Source organism: Amaricoccus macauensis (genome assembly GCF_014201905.1).
GTDB lineage: Bacteria > Pseudomonadota > Alphaproteobacteria > Rhodobacterales > Rhodobacteraceae > Amaricoccus > Amaricoccus macauensis.
In genome coordinates this window covers 26,147-40,352 of sequence record NZ_JACHFM010000009.1, presented here as the reverse complement: position 1 = coordinate 40,352, position 14,206 = coordinate 26,147, and the positions used below count along the sequence as shown (strand labels likewise).

The 14,206-nt window shown below is 67.2% G+C and carries 12 protein-coding genes; 10 read left to right on the top strand and 2 right to left on the bottom strand.

The genetic code is table 11. The features are described 5' to 3' along the window. From HNP73_RS22205 to HNP73_RS22195, 3 genes are all read left to right on the top strand, one after another. On the top strand, nt 1-513 hold a 513-nt coding region (locus tag HNP73_RS22205), incomplete at its 5' end, for a TrbG/VirB9 family P-type conjugative transfer protein (protein WP_184155418.1). Continuing rightward, complete coding sequence (locus tag HNP73_RS22200; RefSeq protein ID WP_184155416.1) at nt 510-1,790, top strand: TraB/TrbI/VirB10 family type IV secretion system protein; 1,281 nt, start codon at nt 510-512, stop codon at nt 1,788-1,790. The genes HNP73_RS22205 and HNP73_RS22200, both read left to right, overlap by 4 nt. Next, nucleotides 1,790-2,842, top strand: coding sequence for an ATPase, T2SS/T4P/T4SS family (locus tag HNP73_RS22195; protein WP_343063431.1), 1,053 nt, complete (start codon nt 1,790-1,792; stop codon nt 2,840-2,842). The genes HNP73_RS22200 and HNP73_RS22195 overlap by 1 nt, the downstream gene beginning before the upstream one ends. A 6-nt stretch (nt 2,843-2,848) precedes the next feature. Here HNP73_RS22195 and HNP73_RS22190 read toward each other — a convergent pair whose 3' ends face one another. Beyond that, nucleotides 2,849-3,748: a LysR family transcriptional regulator gene (locus HNP73_RS22190; protein WP_184155414.1), complete on the bottom strand. Its 900-nt coding sequence runs from the start codon at nt 3,746-3,748 to the stop codon at nt 2,849-2,851. Between the two features lie 179 nt (nt 3,749-3,927). Between HNP73_RS22190 and HNP73_RS22185 the strand changes: the two genes are divergently transcribed. The 5 genes from HNP73_RS22185 (at nt 3,928) to HNP73_RS22165 (ending at nt 10,547) form a co-directional block, all read left to right on the top strand. After that, a complete protein-coding gene (locus tag HNP73_RS22185; RefSeq protein WP_184155412.1) occupies nt 3,928-4,653 on the top strand; it encodes an isochorismatase family protein in 726 nt (241 codons plus the stop codon). A gap of 97 nt (nt 4,654-4,750) precedes the next feature. Then, nucleotides 4,751-5,038, top strand: coding sequence for a hypothetical protein (locus tag HNP73_RS22180; protein WP_184155410.1), 288 nt, complete (start codon nt 4,751-4,753; stop codon nt 5,036-5,038). Nucleotides 5,039-5,075: 37 nt separating this feature from the next. Next, nucleotides 5,076-7,157, top strand: a complete 2,082-nt coding sequence (locus HNP73_RS22175; RefSeq protein WP_184155408.1) for a hydantoinase/oxoprolinase family protein — start codon at nt 5,076-5,078, stop codon at nt 7,155-7,157. Nucleotides 7,158-7,169: 12 nt separating this feature from the next. Next, nucleotides 7,170-8,966 (top strand): hydantoinase B/oxoprolinase family protein, encoded by a 1,797-nt coding sequence (locus tag HNP73_RS22170; protein ID WP_184155406.1) that lies wholly within the window; start codon nt 7,170-7,172, stop codon nt 8,964-8,966. Between the two features lie 111 nt (nt 8,967-9,077). Next, on the top strand, nt 9,078-10,547 hold the full coding sequence (locus HNP73_RS22165; protein ID WP_184155403.1) for an NCS1 family transporter: 1,470 nt from the start codon (nt 9,078-9,080) through the stop codon (nt 10,545-10,547). An 88-nt stretch (nt 10,548-10,635) separates the two neighbouring features. Here the strand turns inward: HNP73_RS22165 and HNP73_RS22160 are convergent, their stop codons facing one another. After that, a complete protein-coding gene (locus tag HNP73_RS22160; RefSeq protein WP_184155400.1) occupies nt 10,636-11,538 on the bottom strand; it encodes a LysR substrate-binding domain-containing protein in 903 nt (300 codons plus the stop codon). A 163-nt stretch (nt 11,539-11,701) separates the two neighbouring features. On the opposite strand from HNP73_RS22160, the gene HNP73_RS22155 reads away from it, so the two are divergent. Both HNP73_RS22155 and HNP73_RS22150 read left to right on the top strand, forming a co-directional pair. After that, nucleotides 11,702-12,853: an MFS transporter gene (locus tag HNP73_RS22155; RefSeq protein WP_184155397.1), complete on the top strand. Its 1,152-nt coding sequence runs from the start codon at nt 11,702-11,704 to the stop codon at nt 12,851-12,853. A 125-nt stretch (nt 12,854-12,978) separates the two neighbouring features. Next, nucleotides 12,979-14,202, top strand: coding sequence for an aminopeptidase P family protein (locus HNP73_RS22150; RefSeq protein ID WP_184155394.1), 1,224 nt, complete (start codon nt 12,979-12,981; stop codon nt 14,200-14,202). The last annotated feature ends 4 nt before the right edge of the window (nt 14,203-14,206 follow it).

Here is a 14,206-nt window from a genome sequence, read left to right as displayed (position 1 = left end):
ATGACGGTCTACACCTCGCAGAACACCTACACCTTCGAGCTCCGCGCCGTGCCGATCCCGGCCGGCTCCTCGACCCTCAGCTACCGGATCGGTTTTCGATACCCCGACCGCGAGCGGGCGAGGGTGGCAAGCCGCCAGGTCGAGCAGGCGCGGCCGCGCGACCCGAACTACTACGTCGCGGGCGCCGCGACCAAGTTCCGCCCCGTGGCGGTCTACGACGACGGCCGGCGCACCACCTTCGAATTTTCGCGCGACGCGCCGCGGCCGGCGATCTTCCGCGTCGACGAGCAGGGCCGCGAAAGCATCATCAACGTCCGCGAGACCGAGACCGGCGCCGTGGTCATGGGCACCTCCGACCGCTGGACGCTCCGGATTGGCGATGAAGAGCTCTGCGTCGCCCACGAGCGGGTTATCAAGACGGTTCCCGGCGGCCGCCGCGCCAAGGCGCTCCGCTCCGGCTATCTCGTCGCTACCAGTCAGCCCGCCTCCGCCATCCCCGGCCTCCCGAAATGACCGAGAAGAGCGAGGAGGAACTCGCCCGTCTCGAGCTTATCCGCCGGCGGATGGCGCCGGTCCGTCCCGGCCGCGGGCCGCGCATCGCCGGCGGCATCCTCATCGCCGTGCTGCTCGTCATCGGCGCCCTCTGGACCTTCGCCCCGGCACAGGTTCGCTCGCTCTTCGGCTTCGGCACCTCGCGGCCGCAGGACATGCAGCAGCCGGCGGCCTTCACCGACGGCATCTCGACCGAGGTGCCGCATGGGCAGAGCAGCGTCGACACCGCGCAGCTCTCGACCGAGCTGCCGGTGCAGCAGCCGAAGGCCCAAGGCCTGACCCCGGAGGATCAGCTGCGTCTCGATCAGATGGAGGCGCGCGTGCGGGCGCTCGCCGATCAGCCGGGCGGCATGACCCGGGAGGAGCTGCAGACGATGCTCGACCAGAATGCCGCGCAGCTTCGCGCCGAGATCACCCGCCAGCTCCTCGCCCAGAACCCCGTCACCGCCGGCGTCGACCCGACGGGCGCGGCGGCCGAGGCCGAGGCGCGGAAGCGAATGGAGGAGGAGAAGAAGCGCCGGGAGGCGATCAACAAGGCGCAGATCGCCTCGAACGGGGTGGTGATCGACGGGGTGAACGGCGGTGAGACCGCGGCCGGCGGCGCTGGCGGGCGCCGGCTCTCCGAGAACGAGGGCTTCCTCGCCGCGGCGGCCGAGCAGACCCACAAGACCGTGCGGGCCGAGCAGATCGCCGACCCGTCCCGGACCATCGTCCAGGGCACGATCCTCGAGGGCGTGCTCGAGACCGCGATCAACACCGACCTCCCCGGCGCGATCCGGGCGGTGCTGACCGAGGACGTCGTCTCCTACGACGGGTCGACCACCCTCCTGCCCCGCGGCACCCGGCTGATCGGCAGCTACAGCTCGAACATGAAGATCGCGCAACGCCGGGCGCTGATCGCCTGGAACCGGGCAGTGACGCCGGCGGGCACCAGCGTCGCCTTGGGCGGCATCGGCGCGGACGCACTGGGGCGGAGCGGGCAGACCGGGCACGTCGACACGCATTTCTGGGAGCGGTTCGGCTCCGCCGCCCTGATCTCGATCTTCGCGCTCGGGCCGCAGTTCGCCATCGACGACGAGACCGACGAGGATGTTGCCGACGCGATCGACGCCATGGGCGGCGACCTCGAATCGACCTCGCGCTCGGCGCTCGACGCCTACCTGCGGATCCCGCCGACGATCAACGTCGACCAGGGCGACCGGCTCACCATCTTCGTCAACAGGGACTTGGTATTCTAGTGAACGAGGCCCCTCCCCTGCTCGCCTCCAGCAGCCATGCCGAGCACGACCTTCGCGAGCTCCGGCCGCTGCTCGTCGCCGACGACATCAACGAGGTGGTGATCAACCCCGACGGCGTGGTCTGGGCCGAGCGCGCCGACGCAGAGCACATGGTGAAGACCGGGCACCGGTTCCCGCCGGGGAAGGTGCTTCAGCTCAGCAAGCACCTCGCGGGCGAAACGATGAACCGGCTCGGACCGAAGCATCCGATAGTATCGGGGAGCCTGCATGCCTTCGGGCAGGTCCTGCGGGTGCAGATCGTCGTGCCGCCGGCGGTCGAGGAAGGCGCCTCGCTGTCGATCCGGAAGTACGTGTCGCGGATCCTCGACGTCAGCGAGATCGGGCTCCTGGAGGGGCGACAGATTAGTGTTGAGGGCGAGCGACGGGCGCGGCTTGCGGAGATCGCGAAGCTGGCCGAGGCCGGCCGACTTGCCGAGCTGTTCCAGCAGGCGATTGATCAGCGGATGAACATCCTCGTCTCTGGCGGCACATCTTCGGGGAAAACAACGGTGGCTCGGGCACTCCTGTCCCTAACCAACCCGACTGAGCGGTTGGTGACGATCGAAGACGCCCGAGAACTGCATCTGCCGCACGAGAACAGCGTAGCGCTGATCGCCGAGCGCTCTGGGGAGTCGGAGCGGACGCCGGCGAAGCTGCTGGTCGCGGCGCTGCGGATGCGGCCGGATCGGTTGATCCTTGGAGAAATGCGCGGCGAGGAGGCGCTCGCTTTCCTGGAGGCCATCAATACCGGACACCCAGGTTCGATCAGCACGATCCATGCGGACAGTCCGACCCTCGCGCTCGAGCGTCTGGCCCTTATGGTGATGCATGTAGGCAGCCGGCAAACTCGTCGTGATGTGCTGGAGTATGCGGTACGAACTCTCGACATTATAGTTCAGGTCGGTCGGCGGCGGGGTCGGCGTGGTATTCTCGAGATTCACCTTCCAGCAGGTACGAATACACGCTGTAAGGTGCTGGCCGAGCATGAGCCCGAGCTCTACATTCGCGCATAATTAGTACTAAACTCGAGGTTGGAGATTCGTGGCTACCTCGATAAAGCGACGAGTTGGGCCTGAACGGTTAGTGCGCTTCCAAACGAGCACCGTTTCGCTTCGGAAGTCTGGGTGCTGAATTGGGCGGACTTCGACATTGCGACCCAAGAACCCAATAAGGCTCTCAGGGTAGATTGTCAGTCCAAGACCTGCGGCGACCAAGCCTATCAAAGCGAGCGTGTTTGAGGCTTCCACGCTGACCTGCATTGGAATGCCATTGCTATGAAAAAGGTCTGCAAGACGCCAGCGGAACTCGCCCCACTCGACCATGTCTCCTAAGATCAGGTCGGCACCGGCCAGATCAGCCAGACGAACCGCGGCACGTCGCATAAGAGGATGATTGCGCGGACCAACTAGATAGAGCTGATCCAATGCGAGCTGGACGCTGTGATACTCGGAGTGGATAAAGGGGCCTATCATGTAGCCTACGTCAATCTCATCACTGGCGAGCGCAAGCTTCTGACCCTGAGTGCGGGTATAGGTGAGCTTAACCTCGATCTGCGGATGAATCTGACCGAACCGGGCGACCGCGCGCGGCATGAGTTCGGTCGCGGCAAAGGCCATGTAAGCGACGCGGACCGTGCCTGCCCGACCTTCGGAAATTGCACGTGCCGTCGCCACTGAGGCGGTGTAGCGCTGCAGCAGCCCGACGTTTTCTTCGTAGAACCGCCGACCACCTGCGGTGAGAGTCACTTCGCGTGTGGTCCGTTCGAGTAGGCGGAAGCCGACGGCCTGTTCGAGGCGCTGGATGCGGCGTGTGAGCGCCGACTGGTCCACATTCAACCGCTCGGCGCTGCGGCGGAAGTTCAGTTCGTCGGCGACGACAAGGAAGGAATGCACTAGGTCAAGACCAGCCGGGCTGTCCATTCGCGGCCTCCGAGCTCTGATGCATTTCATGCAATAAAACATGCCGATTCGGCAATTCCGCGGCGGTTGCGAGCGGCGCATTGTTGTTTCGGGAAGTATGGCAGCGAGTCGTACGACGATCCCCGAAACGGAAACTTCCAATGCGGCCGACGCATGCGCGTTCGGCAGAGGAGACGCTCATGTCCGACGTGGACAACAAGGAACTCGACCGTATGCTCAACGAAGCCTTCGCGGCCGCGAGCGAGATCTACAAGCAGCGCGGCTTCCAGCGTCGCGTCGGCTTCGGCAAGCGGCCGGCGCTCGTCAGCGTCGATCTCGCCAACGCCTGGACCCGCCCGGGCAACCCCTTCACCTGCGACCAGGAGAAGATGGACAACGAGATCATCCCGGGCATGCAGAAGCTGCTCGAGGCCTGCCGCGCCAACGGTCACCCGGTGATCCACGTCACCACCGCCTACGAGATCACCGACCGCAATGCGCCGTTCACCGACATGGGCCTCTGGCACAACAAGATCCCGGTCGACGTGGTCGATCTCGCCAACAAGGATCTCTGGGCGATCGACAGCCGGATCGCGCCGGTCGAAGGCGAGTACACCCTGCTGAAGAAGCGCGCCTCCTCGTTTCACGGCACCGAGCTCGCCGGCATCCTGCGGGCGAACGGCGTCGACACCATCCTCGTCACCGGCGTCACCGCCTGCGCCTGCGTGCGGCAGACGATCTGCGACGGCATCGCCGACGGCTTCCGCACCATCGCGGTCAAGGAAGCGATCGGCGACCGGGTGCCGGGCGCGGTCGCCTGGAACCTCTTCGACATCGACGCGAAGTTCGGCGACGTCCACACCGTTGACGAGTGCGTGGCGTACCTGAACTCGATCAAGGGCGAGACCCGCGCCGCCGCGGAGTAAGCCCGGCCCCAAAGGGCGGAGCGGCGACGCCGCTCCGCCTCAGAAAGCGCCCCCGTCGAACGCGGCGCCGGGGCCGATCCAGAGAGGAAACGCCCCGATGTCACAGCACGGCACGCCCGGCTTGCATGCGGATTCCGCTACCCTGCGCAAGGTCACCACGGCCGCGGTCGCCGGGACGGTGATCGAATGGTTCGACTTCGCGATCTACGGCTTCATGGCGCCGATCATCGCGGTCACCTTCTTCCCCGAAGGCAACCGGGTCGCCGGGCTTCTGCAGACCTTCGCGATCTTCGCGGTCGCCTTCGCCCTGCGCCCGGGCCGCCGCTTCCGGGCGGCAGGGCAAGGGACGCCAGCGACGCCGGCGGTCGCCCGGCCGGCCGCCTGATCCGCGTCCCACAACGATCCATTCTGGAGGAAATCAAATGGCGAGAATCGGCGTCGACGTCGGCGGCACCAACACCGACCTGGTGCTCGAGTGCCGCAAGGGCGTCTTCTACCACAAGGTCCCGACCACGCTTAAGAACCAGTCGATCGGCGTCGTCGAGGGTGTCAAGGCGCTCTGCGCCAAGGCCGAGATCGAGCCGGCCGAGGTCGAGACGATCGTCCACGGCACGACCACCGCGACCAACATCACGATCGAGCACAACGGCTCGGAATGCGGGATGCTGACGACCGAAGGCTTCCGCGACATCCTGCACATTGGCCGCCACAAGCGGCCCTACAACTTCTCGCTGCACTTCGACGTGCCGTGGCAGAGCCAGCCGCTCGTCAAGCGCCGGAACCGGATCGCGATCCCCGAGCGCATCCTGCCGCCGACCGGCACGGTTGAGACCCCGCTCGACGAGGCCGCGGTCCGCGACGCCTGCGCGGTCTTCCGGCGCCGCGGGATCGACTCGATCGTCATCGGCTTCATGTTCGCGTTCCTGAACGACGCCCACGAGCGCCGCGCCAGGGAGATCGTGCTCGAGGAGCTGCCCGACGCCTACGTCACCCTCTCGAGCGAGGTGGCGAAGGTCATGCGCGAGTACGAGCGGTTCTCAACCGCGGCGATGAACTGCTACGTCGGGCCGAAGACCGCCTTCTACCTCAACGACCTCGAGGCGCGGCTGCGCAATGCCGGCGTCGCCTCCAAGCTCCGCATCATGCAGTCGAACGGCGGCGTCTCGACCGTCGAGGCCTGCGCGAAGCGGCCGATCCGCATCCTGATGTCGGGCCCGGCGGGCGGCGTCATCGGCGGCGCCTCGGAGGGCGAGATGGCCGGCGTCGCGAACGTCATCACCGTCGACATCGGCGGCACCTCGGCCGACATCTCGACGATCCCGGGCGGCACCGTGAAGATCATGAACCCGCGCGACACCTACGTCGGCGGCCACCCGGTGCTCACGCCGATGATCGACCTTGTGACGATCGGCGCCGGCGGCGGCTCGGTCGCCTTCATCGACGAGGCGGGCGGCTTCAACGTCGGCCCGCGCTCGGCGGGCTCGGAGCCCGGCCCCGCCTGCTACGGCCGCGGCGGCGAGGAGCCGACGGTGACCGACGCCCAGGTGGTGCTCGGCCGACTCGACCCCGACCTCGCGCTCGGCGGCGACCTGAAGCTCGACCCGGAGCTTTCGCGCAAGGCGGTCGAGGAGAAGGTGGCGAAGCCCCTCGGCCTCAGCGTGACCGACGCGGCGCTCGGAATCATCAAGATCATCAACAACAACATGGCGCTCGCGATCCGCTCGAACTCGGTCGCCCGCGGCATCGACCCCCGCGACTTCTCGATCATGCCGTTCGGCGGCGCCGGTCCGCTCCACGGCGTCGCGCTCGCCGAGGCGGTCTCGGCCAAGGACGTGATCGTGCCGGTGGCGCCCGGCATCACCGCGGCCGTCGGGCTCCTGAAGTCCGACCTCCGCTACGAGCACACCGAGTCGGGCCTGATCGAGCTTGGCGCCGCCACCGACGCCGATCTCGACCGGCTGAACGTCGCCCGGGAGTCGCTCCGCGAAGTGATCACCGCGGATCTCGACGCCGACGGCATCGCGCGCGGGGACCAGGTGATCGAGCTCGTCGCCGAGTGCCGCTACCACGGCCAGGGCTTCGAGCTTCGCGCCGCCATGCCCGACGGCGCAGTGACGCAGGCGAACAAGACGGTCATCGTCGAGAGCTTCCACACCCAGCACCAAGTCGACTACGGCTACAGTTATCCCGACCAGGAGGTCGAGATCATCACGCTGCGCGCCATCGGCTCGGCGGCGGTGCGGCGGATCGAGATCCCGAAGGTCGACCGCAGCGACGGCTCGAGCACCGATCGCGCCTTGATGTTCGTGCGCAAGACCACCTTCGATGACGGCCACACGCTCGACACGCCGCGCTACGACCGGAAGAAGCTCCTCGCCGGCGACCGGATCGAGGGCCCGGCGATCCTCGTCCAGCACGACTCGAATACCCTCGTTCCACCCGGCTACGCCGCCGACCTGCTCGACTACGGCAACATCCGCATTCACGCGCTCGGCGTCGCCTGAGGAGCCCTCACCATGACCACCGCTACCCTTAAGAAGTCCGCCGTCGAGCCCCGGACCGAGGTCGATCCGATCACCCTCCAGGTGATCCGCGGCGCCTTCGAGACCATCGCCGAGGAGATGGGGCACGTCCTCTACCGGATGTCGTTCTCCTCGATCATCCGCGAGAGCCAGGACCTCGGCGCCGGGCTGTTCGACCTCGACTTCAACACCCTCTGCGAGTCGGAATCTACCCCGATGCACATCGGCTCGATCCCGGGCTACCTGCGCGGCATCGCCGAGACGATCGACGACGGCGAGTGGTACGAGGGCGACGTCGTCGTCCACAACCACCCCTACCACGGGTCGAGCCACACGCCCGACCTCGCCATCGTCGTGCCGGTGTTCTTCAAGGGCCGGCTCGTCGGCTACGCCGCCAACACCGCGCACCACGTCGACATCGGTGCGGCGACGCCCGGCCTCATCATCGACGTGCCAGACGTCTTCGCCGAGGGCATGCTCTTCGCCGGCACCAAGCTCTACCGCAAGGGCGAGCCGAATCGGGCGATGTGGAACTTCATCCGCCGCAACTCCCGCGCCGCCGGCCAGCTCGTCGCCGACATCGAGGCGCAGGTCGCCTCGGCGCGGCTTGGGGCGAAGCGGTTCGTCGAGCTCATCGAGAAGTACGGCGAGGCGACGGTCTTCGCCGCCGGCAACCAGCTCATGGACTACTCCGAGCGGCTGATGCGCCAGCGCATCGCCGAGATCCCGGACGGCGACTACGTCGCCGAGGGCTGGCTCGACGACGACGGCCGCAACCGCGACCAGCGGCTGAAGGTCAAGGTGACGGTGAAGGTGAGGGGCGACGGCGTCGAGGTGGACCTGACCGGCTCCGCGGACCAAACGCCGACCGCCTACAACGTGCCCTTCGAGGGCTCGACCAAGGTCGCCGCCTACTGCGCCTTCCGCAAGCTCCTGCTTGATGCCGTCACCTCAGACGTGCGGGCGCCCTCGAACGAGGGCTCGTTCCGCCCGGTGAAGATCACCGCGCCGCTCGGCTCGATCTTCAACCCGAAGGCGCCGGCCTCGGCGGAGGCGCGCTTCACCCAGTGCAACCGGATGATCGACCTCATCCTTAAAGCGCTCGCCCCGGTACTGCCAGATCGGGTGATCGCCGGCTCCTCCGCCTCGATCTCGTTCGCGGCCTACTCGGGCGTGCGGCCCTCCGGCGACTACTGGGTGTTTCTCGAGGTGAACGAAGGGGCCTACGGCGGCCGGCCGCACTCGGACGGGCCGGACTCGATCGACAACCTGATGGCGAACACCCGCAACAACCCGCTCGAGGATCTCGCGATGCACATCCCGATGATCTGCGACCGCTACGAGCTGCGCGACGACGAGCCGCCGGGGGCGGGCGAGCACCGGGGCGGGATCGGCGTCGTCAAGGCGCAGCGGGTGCTGACCCCGGGCTTCATCACCCACGAGTCCGAGCGGCACACCGACGCGCCCTGGGGTGCCTTCGGCGGCCGGGAGGGCACGGTCGGCAAGTGCCTCGTCTACAACACCAGCAAGCCCGGCGAGGTGAAGGAGATGCCCTCGAAGTTCTCGGGCTTCGCCGTCGAGGCGAACGACGTGATGGCCTACTACAGCCCGAACGGCGGCGGTTACGGCTCGCCGCTCAGGCGGCCGGCCCGGAAGGTGCTCGAGGACGTGCTCGACGGCTTCTATTCCGCCGAGCACGCCCGGGAGGCCTACGGCGTCGTCGTCGACCTGAAAGCCGAGACGGTGGACGCCGCCGCCACCGAGGCCCTGCGGGCCCGCATGCGCGCCTGAAGCTTCGAGAGGCCGCCGGATCGATCCGGCGGCCTTACTGCTTTCACCCTCGAGCCCGAGGGCCGCCAATCGCCGCGCGGCGCGCCTCGGCCGACCGTCAAGGACCATCCGATGACCCTGACAACTCCCGAGGGCGTGCTGGCGCCCGACCGCAACCCGCTCGTCGAGGAATCGATCCTCCCGACCGGGCTCGACCAGCGCCCGATCGGCGCCTGGGGCTACGCCTGGATCTGGGTCGGCATTGCCGTCATCATCGCCACCTTCTCGCTCGGGGCGACCGGCGCGCAGGGCGGCATCGGGCTTTCCGAGGTGGTGCTGACGATCTTCGCCGCCAACCTCATCCTCGGCGCCTTCATGCTGCTCACCGCCGACATCGGCACCGAGCACGGCCTGCCGTTCGCGGTCTACCTGCGGGCGCCCTTCGGCATCTACGGTACGCACCTGCCCTCGCTCTCGCGCGGGCTCGTCGCCGCGATGTGGTTCGGCATCCAGACCTACCTCGGCGCGATCGCGCTCAACGGCATCGGGTCGTACTTCCTCGGCTTCGACAACTGGTTCGTCTGGTACGTGCTCTTCGCCGTCGTGCAGGTGGTGAACACCGCCGCCGGCATCAAGGCGGTCGAGAAGCTCGCCTCGCTCGCCGCGCCGGCGATCATCGCGATCTCGGTCTGGATGTACTTCACCCTCGACGGCATCGCTGAGACCAAGGGGCTGAACATCTGGAACTTCCGCGCGTCCGGCGACATGTCGCTCCTCGTGCTCTTCGTCGCCAACCTCGGCTTCTGGTCGACGATGGCGATCGATATCCCGAACCTCACCCGCTTCGTCAGGACAGAGCCCGGCGCCCGCGGCTTCGTCGCCAGGAACCGCCGGGTCTTCGCCGGCCAGCTCATCGCGCTGCCGCTGACGCAGGCGATGGTCGCGGGCATCGGTGCGGTCTCCTGGATCGCGACCGGCAACTGGAACCCGATCGAGGTCATCCAGGCCGACGCCAAGGGCGTCGCACTCCTCGCGCTCCTCGCCCTCGTCGTGCTGGCGCAGTGGTCGACCAACACCGCCGCCAACCTGATCCCCGCCGCGCTCACCTTCGTCAACGCGGCGCCGAAGGTCATTAACTACCGCATCGCGGTGGCGCTCGCCGGCGTCGTCGGCACCGTCTGCTTCCCGTGGGCGCTTCTCGACAACCTCTTCGTGTTCCTCGGCTACTACGGCGCCTTCCTGTCGGCGATCGGCGGCATCATGGTGGCGGACTACTACCTGATCCGGCGCCGGCGCCTGAACGTGCCGGACCTCTACCGCGTCGACGGCCAGTTCCGCTACAGCGGCGGCTTCAACTGGGCAGGACTGGCGGCCTGGGTGGTCGCCGGCGGCGTCGCCGCCTGGTGGCCGCAGTATGCGGTGCTGATCGGCTTCCCGCTCGGCTTGATCCTCTATGTCGTGCTGATGCGCGCGGTCGTCCTCCCGAACCATCGGCAGGCAGAGATCGACAGCGGCTTCGCGGATCGGTTCCTCGCCACGTCGCGCGGGGCGAGCTGGGCCGACATTGCCGGCGGCCATCGCCTTGGCCGCGAAGACCTCTGACCTCCAGAAGTTCAATGCTTCCCGCGCGGTCGGTGCGGGAAGCATCCTGAGAAGCGCGTGCTCCAGCGAAGTTAGGCGGAGCTGTCATCTACATGATCGAGGACGCGCCCGTTGCCTGCCCCGTGGACAATATCCAGTCGCGAAAGAGCTTGACCACGGATGGGGAGGGCAAGTGATCATCATCACGGATCAGGACATAGTATCCCGAATCTGCGCGGATCGTTTTCTCGGAAAGCTGGATCAACCGCCCTTCGAGCAGATCGTCCGAAACGATAGCCAATGGACAAAGGGCAATCCCCTGGCCCGCCAGCGCGGCCGCCCGGAGCAGGTTGAAATCCTCGAACACCGGGCCCGGCGCAGCGCCGTCCGGCTCACCCTCGTCTTGCAGCCAGGTTCGCCAGCCCGTCGCGTCCGCATCGTGCAGAAGTCCCGCGCGCACCATTTCTGCGCCGGTCGCGGAAGAGTTCAGTCCGAGGTGCGGCGCGCAGACGGGCGCGGTTTCGCCGGATAGGAACTTCTCGACCACTGCGCCCTCCGGGGCAGGCGGAACGGCCGCAAACACGATCGCGACATCGACATCCCGGAAATCGATCGGCTGACCGTGGAACGCGTAAACCAGACGCACCTCCGTCGCCGGCGTCAGCGCCCGGAATTCGTCGAGCCGCGGTATGAGCCAGCACACCGCCACCGACGGTATCGCCGCAATGGTGAGCTTCGGCGGTCCGCCAGCGCGGCGTGCACGACTGCAGGCGTCCTCGATCTCTTCAAACGAACGCTCGAGCGCCTGTGCCAGCGTCACGGCGTGCGGCAACAGTGTCGCTCGATTGCCCCGGCGCTCGAAAAGCGAAGCTCCGAGCCAAGCCTCGAGGCCGCGGATCTGATGGCTCACGGCCGACTGTGTTACGCAGAGTTCGTCGGCCGCCCGGCTGAAACTGCCGTGCCGCGCAGCGGCTTCGAAGACACGCAGTGCGCCGAGCGGTGCCTGTGCCATCGGGGCACTCCTTCATGAGGCTTGCTCCTCGGTTTCAGACGCGGGCCTTGTTTGCAAGGGACTGTCGGCGCCCGACGCGATCGCGTCGCCTTCCCTGCGCTCGTCGTCTCGGATACGGCGCAAGCTCGGATGACCCCAAGCTTTTCGACGAAAGATCGACTCCATGCGGACCGGCTTCGCGGCACTGACGATCGCCTACACCCTTAGCCAGTTCTACCGCGCCTTCCTCGCAGTGCTCGCGCCTGCCCTCGCCACCGACATCGGCGCGAGCGCCGCGGATCTCGCGTTCGCCTCGGGGATCTGGCTGGCGGCGTTCGCGGGGCTCCAGCTCCCGGTCGGCTACGCGCTTGACCATCTCGGACCGCGGCGGACCGCCGCCGGCCTCGCGCTGGCAGCGGTCGGGGCGGCCGTCTTCGCGCTCGCGCAGGGTCCGGCGGCTGTCACCGTGGCCATGGCGCTGATCGGCGCCGGTTGCGCGCCGGCCCTGATGGTGTCGCTCTACATCTTCGCGAGAGCCTATCCGCCCGCGCTCTTCGCGAGCCTCACCGGTCTCATCATCGGCGTTAGCTCGGTCGGCAATCTCGCTGCCGCAACTCCTATGGCTTGGGCCGCCCGCGACTTCGGATGGCGCGCCTGCCTGTGGCTGTTCGCGCTTCTTACGCTCCTGACCACAGCCGCCCTCGTCGCTTTCGTCCGCGACCCTCCGCGCGTGGCGCCTCCGGATCGCAGGAGGGCGGGGTTCCTCGCCGTCGTGCGGAGGCCGGGTGCACTGCTTCTGATGCCACTCACGCTAGCCCACTACGCTCCCGTCGCCGGCGTGCGCGGCCTCTGGGTCGGGCCCTATCTCGCGGACGTCTTTCACCTCGGCCCGGTCGCGCTTGGCAACGCCACTCTTGCCATGGGAGTCGCGATGATCCTCGGCAGCTTCGCCTACGGACCGATTGATCGCCTGCTCAGAACGCGCAAGGGCGTGGTGCTCGGCGGCAACCTCCTCCTCGCGGCTGCATTGTTTGGCCTCGGGGCCTGCCCGGATAGCGGGCTGGGGTTCGCCGTCGCCCTGCTCTGCGTCGTCGGTTTCGCCGGCTCGTCCTATCCGCTGATGATCGCCCACGGGCGGAGTTTCTTTCCCCACCATCTGGCCGGACGCGGCGTCACCTTCCTCAACCTCCTCGCCATGGGCGGGGCGGGACTGGCGCAGATCCTGAGCGGGCGCATCTTCGACAGCAGCGGCTATGCAGGCGTCTTTCTATTCTTTGGACTTTTCGTGCTCGCCGGTTGCCTGCCGTACGCGTTCTGTCGCGATAGGCTCGACTGAGATGGCCCCCGGGAATCAGAGCTCCTCCATGAGCATGGCTCATGCTTTCCTGAGAAACGGTCCTTTGACAAAAGGCGCCCGAGAACGGACATTCCGCCGATCAAGAAAATCGGAGGAAAGCCATAATGGACGCGGCCCAGCTCGAGCGCGATCGCCTTCAGGACTTCACCAGAAACGGCCCGAAGGTAAAGCCCACCTTCTCCGCGGCCGAGATGCAGCGCCGGCTCGATGCTCTGCGAGGCATCATGTCGAAGGCCGGCATCGATGCCGCGCTTTTCACCTCCTACCACAACATCAATTACTACTCGGATTTTCTCTTCTGCTACTTCGGCCGCCGCTACGGCCTCGTCGTTACCCACGACGCCTCGACCTCGATCTCGGCCGGTATCGACGGCGGCCAGCCGGCGCGGCGCACCTTCGGCGGCAACGTCACCTACACCGACTGGCAGAAGGACAACTACTTCCATGCCGTGCGCCAGCTGACCGGCGGGGTGAAGCGGCTCGGCATCGAGTTCGACCACGTCAACATCGATACCCTGAACCTGCTCAAGTCCGAGTTCCCCGGCATGGAGTTCGTCGACATCGCCGCGCCGGCGATGCGGCTGCGCATGGTGAAGTCGGCCGAGGAGATCGCCCACATCACCGAGATGGCCCGCATCGCCGACGTCGGCGGCGCCGCCTGCGTCGAGGCGACCAGGGTCGGCACCCCCGAGCACGAGGTCGCGCTGCACTCGACCGCCACCATGGTGCGCGAGATCGCGAAGACCTGGCCGCACGCCGAGCTTCTCGACACCTGGACCTGGTTCCAGTCGGGCCTCAACACCGACGGCGCCCACAACCCGGTGACCAGTCGCAAGATCGAGAAGGGCGACATCCTCTCGCTCAACTGCTTCCCGATGGTCGCGGGCTACTACGTCGCCCTCGAGCGCACGCTCTTCGCCGAGACCGCCACCGACGAGAACATCCGGCTCTGGCAGATCAACTGCGACGTCCATGACCGCGGCAAGGAGCTGCTCGTGCCCGGCAACAGCTGCGCCGACATCGCGAAGGAGCTGAACGCGATGTACGCCGAGAAGAACCTCCTGCAGTACCGCAGCTTCGGCTACGGCCACTCTTTCGGCGTCCTCTGCCACTACTACGGCCGCGAGGCCGGCCTCGAGCTCCGCGAGGACTGCGAGACCGTGCTGGAGCCCGGCATGGTCGTCTCGATGGAGCCGATGATCACCATCCCTGAAGGAATGCCCGGCGCCGGCGGCTACCGCGAGCACGACATCCTCGTCATCACCGAGGATGGCAACAAGAACATCACCGGCTTCCCCTACGGCCCCGACCACCTCATCGTGAAGTGATCGG

What these genes read in the sequence shown, in the direction of transcription:
- HNP73_RS22190 (WP_184155414.1), bottom strand. Translation starts at nt 3,748, where the DNA reads ATGGACAGCCCGGCTGGTCTTGACCTAGTGCATTCCTTCCTTGTCGTC.
- HNP73_RS22150 (WP_184155394.1), top strand. Translation starts at nt 12,979, where the DNA reads ATGGACGCGGCCCAGCTCGAGCGCGATCGCCTTCAGGACTTCACCAGA.
- HNP73_RS22170 (WP_184155406.1), top strand. Translation starts at nt 7,170, where the DNA reads ATGACCACCGCTACCCTTAAGAAGTCCGCCGTCGAGCCCCGGACCGAG.
- HNP73_RS22180 (WP_184155410.1), top strand. Translation starts at nt 4,751, where the DNA reads ATGTCACAGCACGGCACGCCCGGCTTGCATGCGGATTCCGCTACCCTG.
- HNP73_RS22200 (WP_184155416.1), top strand. Translation starts at nt 510, where the DNA reads ATGACCGAGAAGAGCGAGGAGGAACTCGCCCGTCTCGAGCTTATCCGC.
- HNP73_RS22155 (WP_184155397.1), top strand. Translation starts at nt 11,702, where the DNA reads ATGCGGACCGGCTTCGCGGCACTGACGATCGCCTACACCCTTAGCCAG.
- HNP73_RS22175 (WP_184155408.1), top strand. Translation starts at nt 5,076, where the DNA reads ATGGCGAGAATCGGCGTCGACGTCGGCGGCACCAACACCGACCTGGTG.
- HNP73_RS22165 (WP_184155403.1), top strand. Translation starts at nt 9,078, where the DNA reads ATGACCCTGACAACTCCCGAGGGCGTGCTGGCGCCCGACCGCAACCCG.
- HNP73_RS22160 (WP_184155400.1), bottom strand. Translation starts at nt 11,538, where the DNA reads ATGGCACAGGCACCGCTCGGCGCACTGCGTGTCTTCGAAGCCGCTGCG.
- HNP73_RS22185 (WP_184155412.1), top strand. Translation starts at nt 3,928, where the DNA reads ATGTCCGACGTGGACAACAAGGAACTCGACCGTATGCTCAACGAAGCC.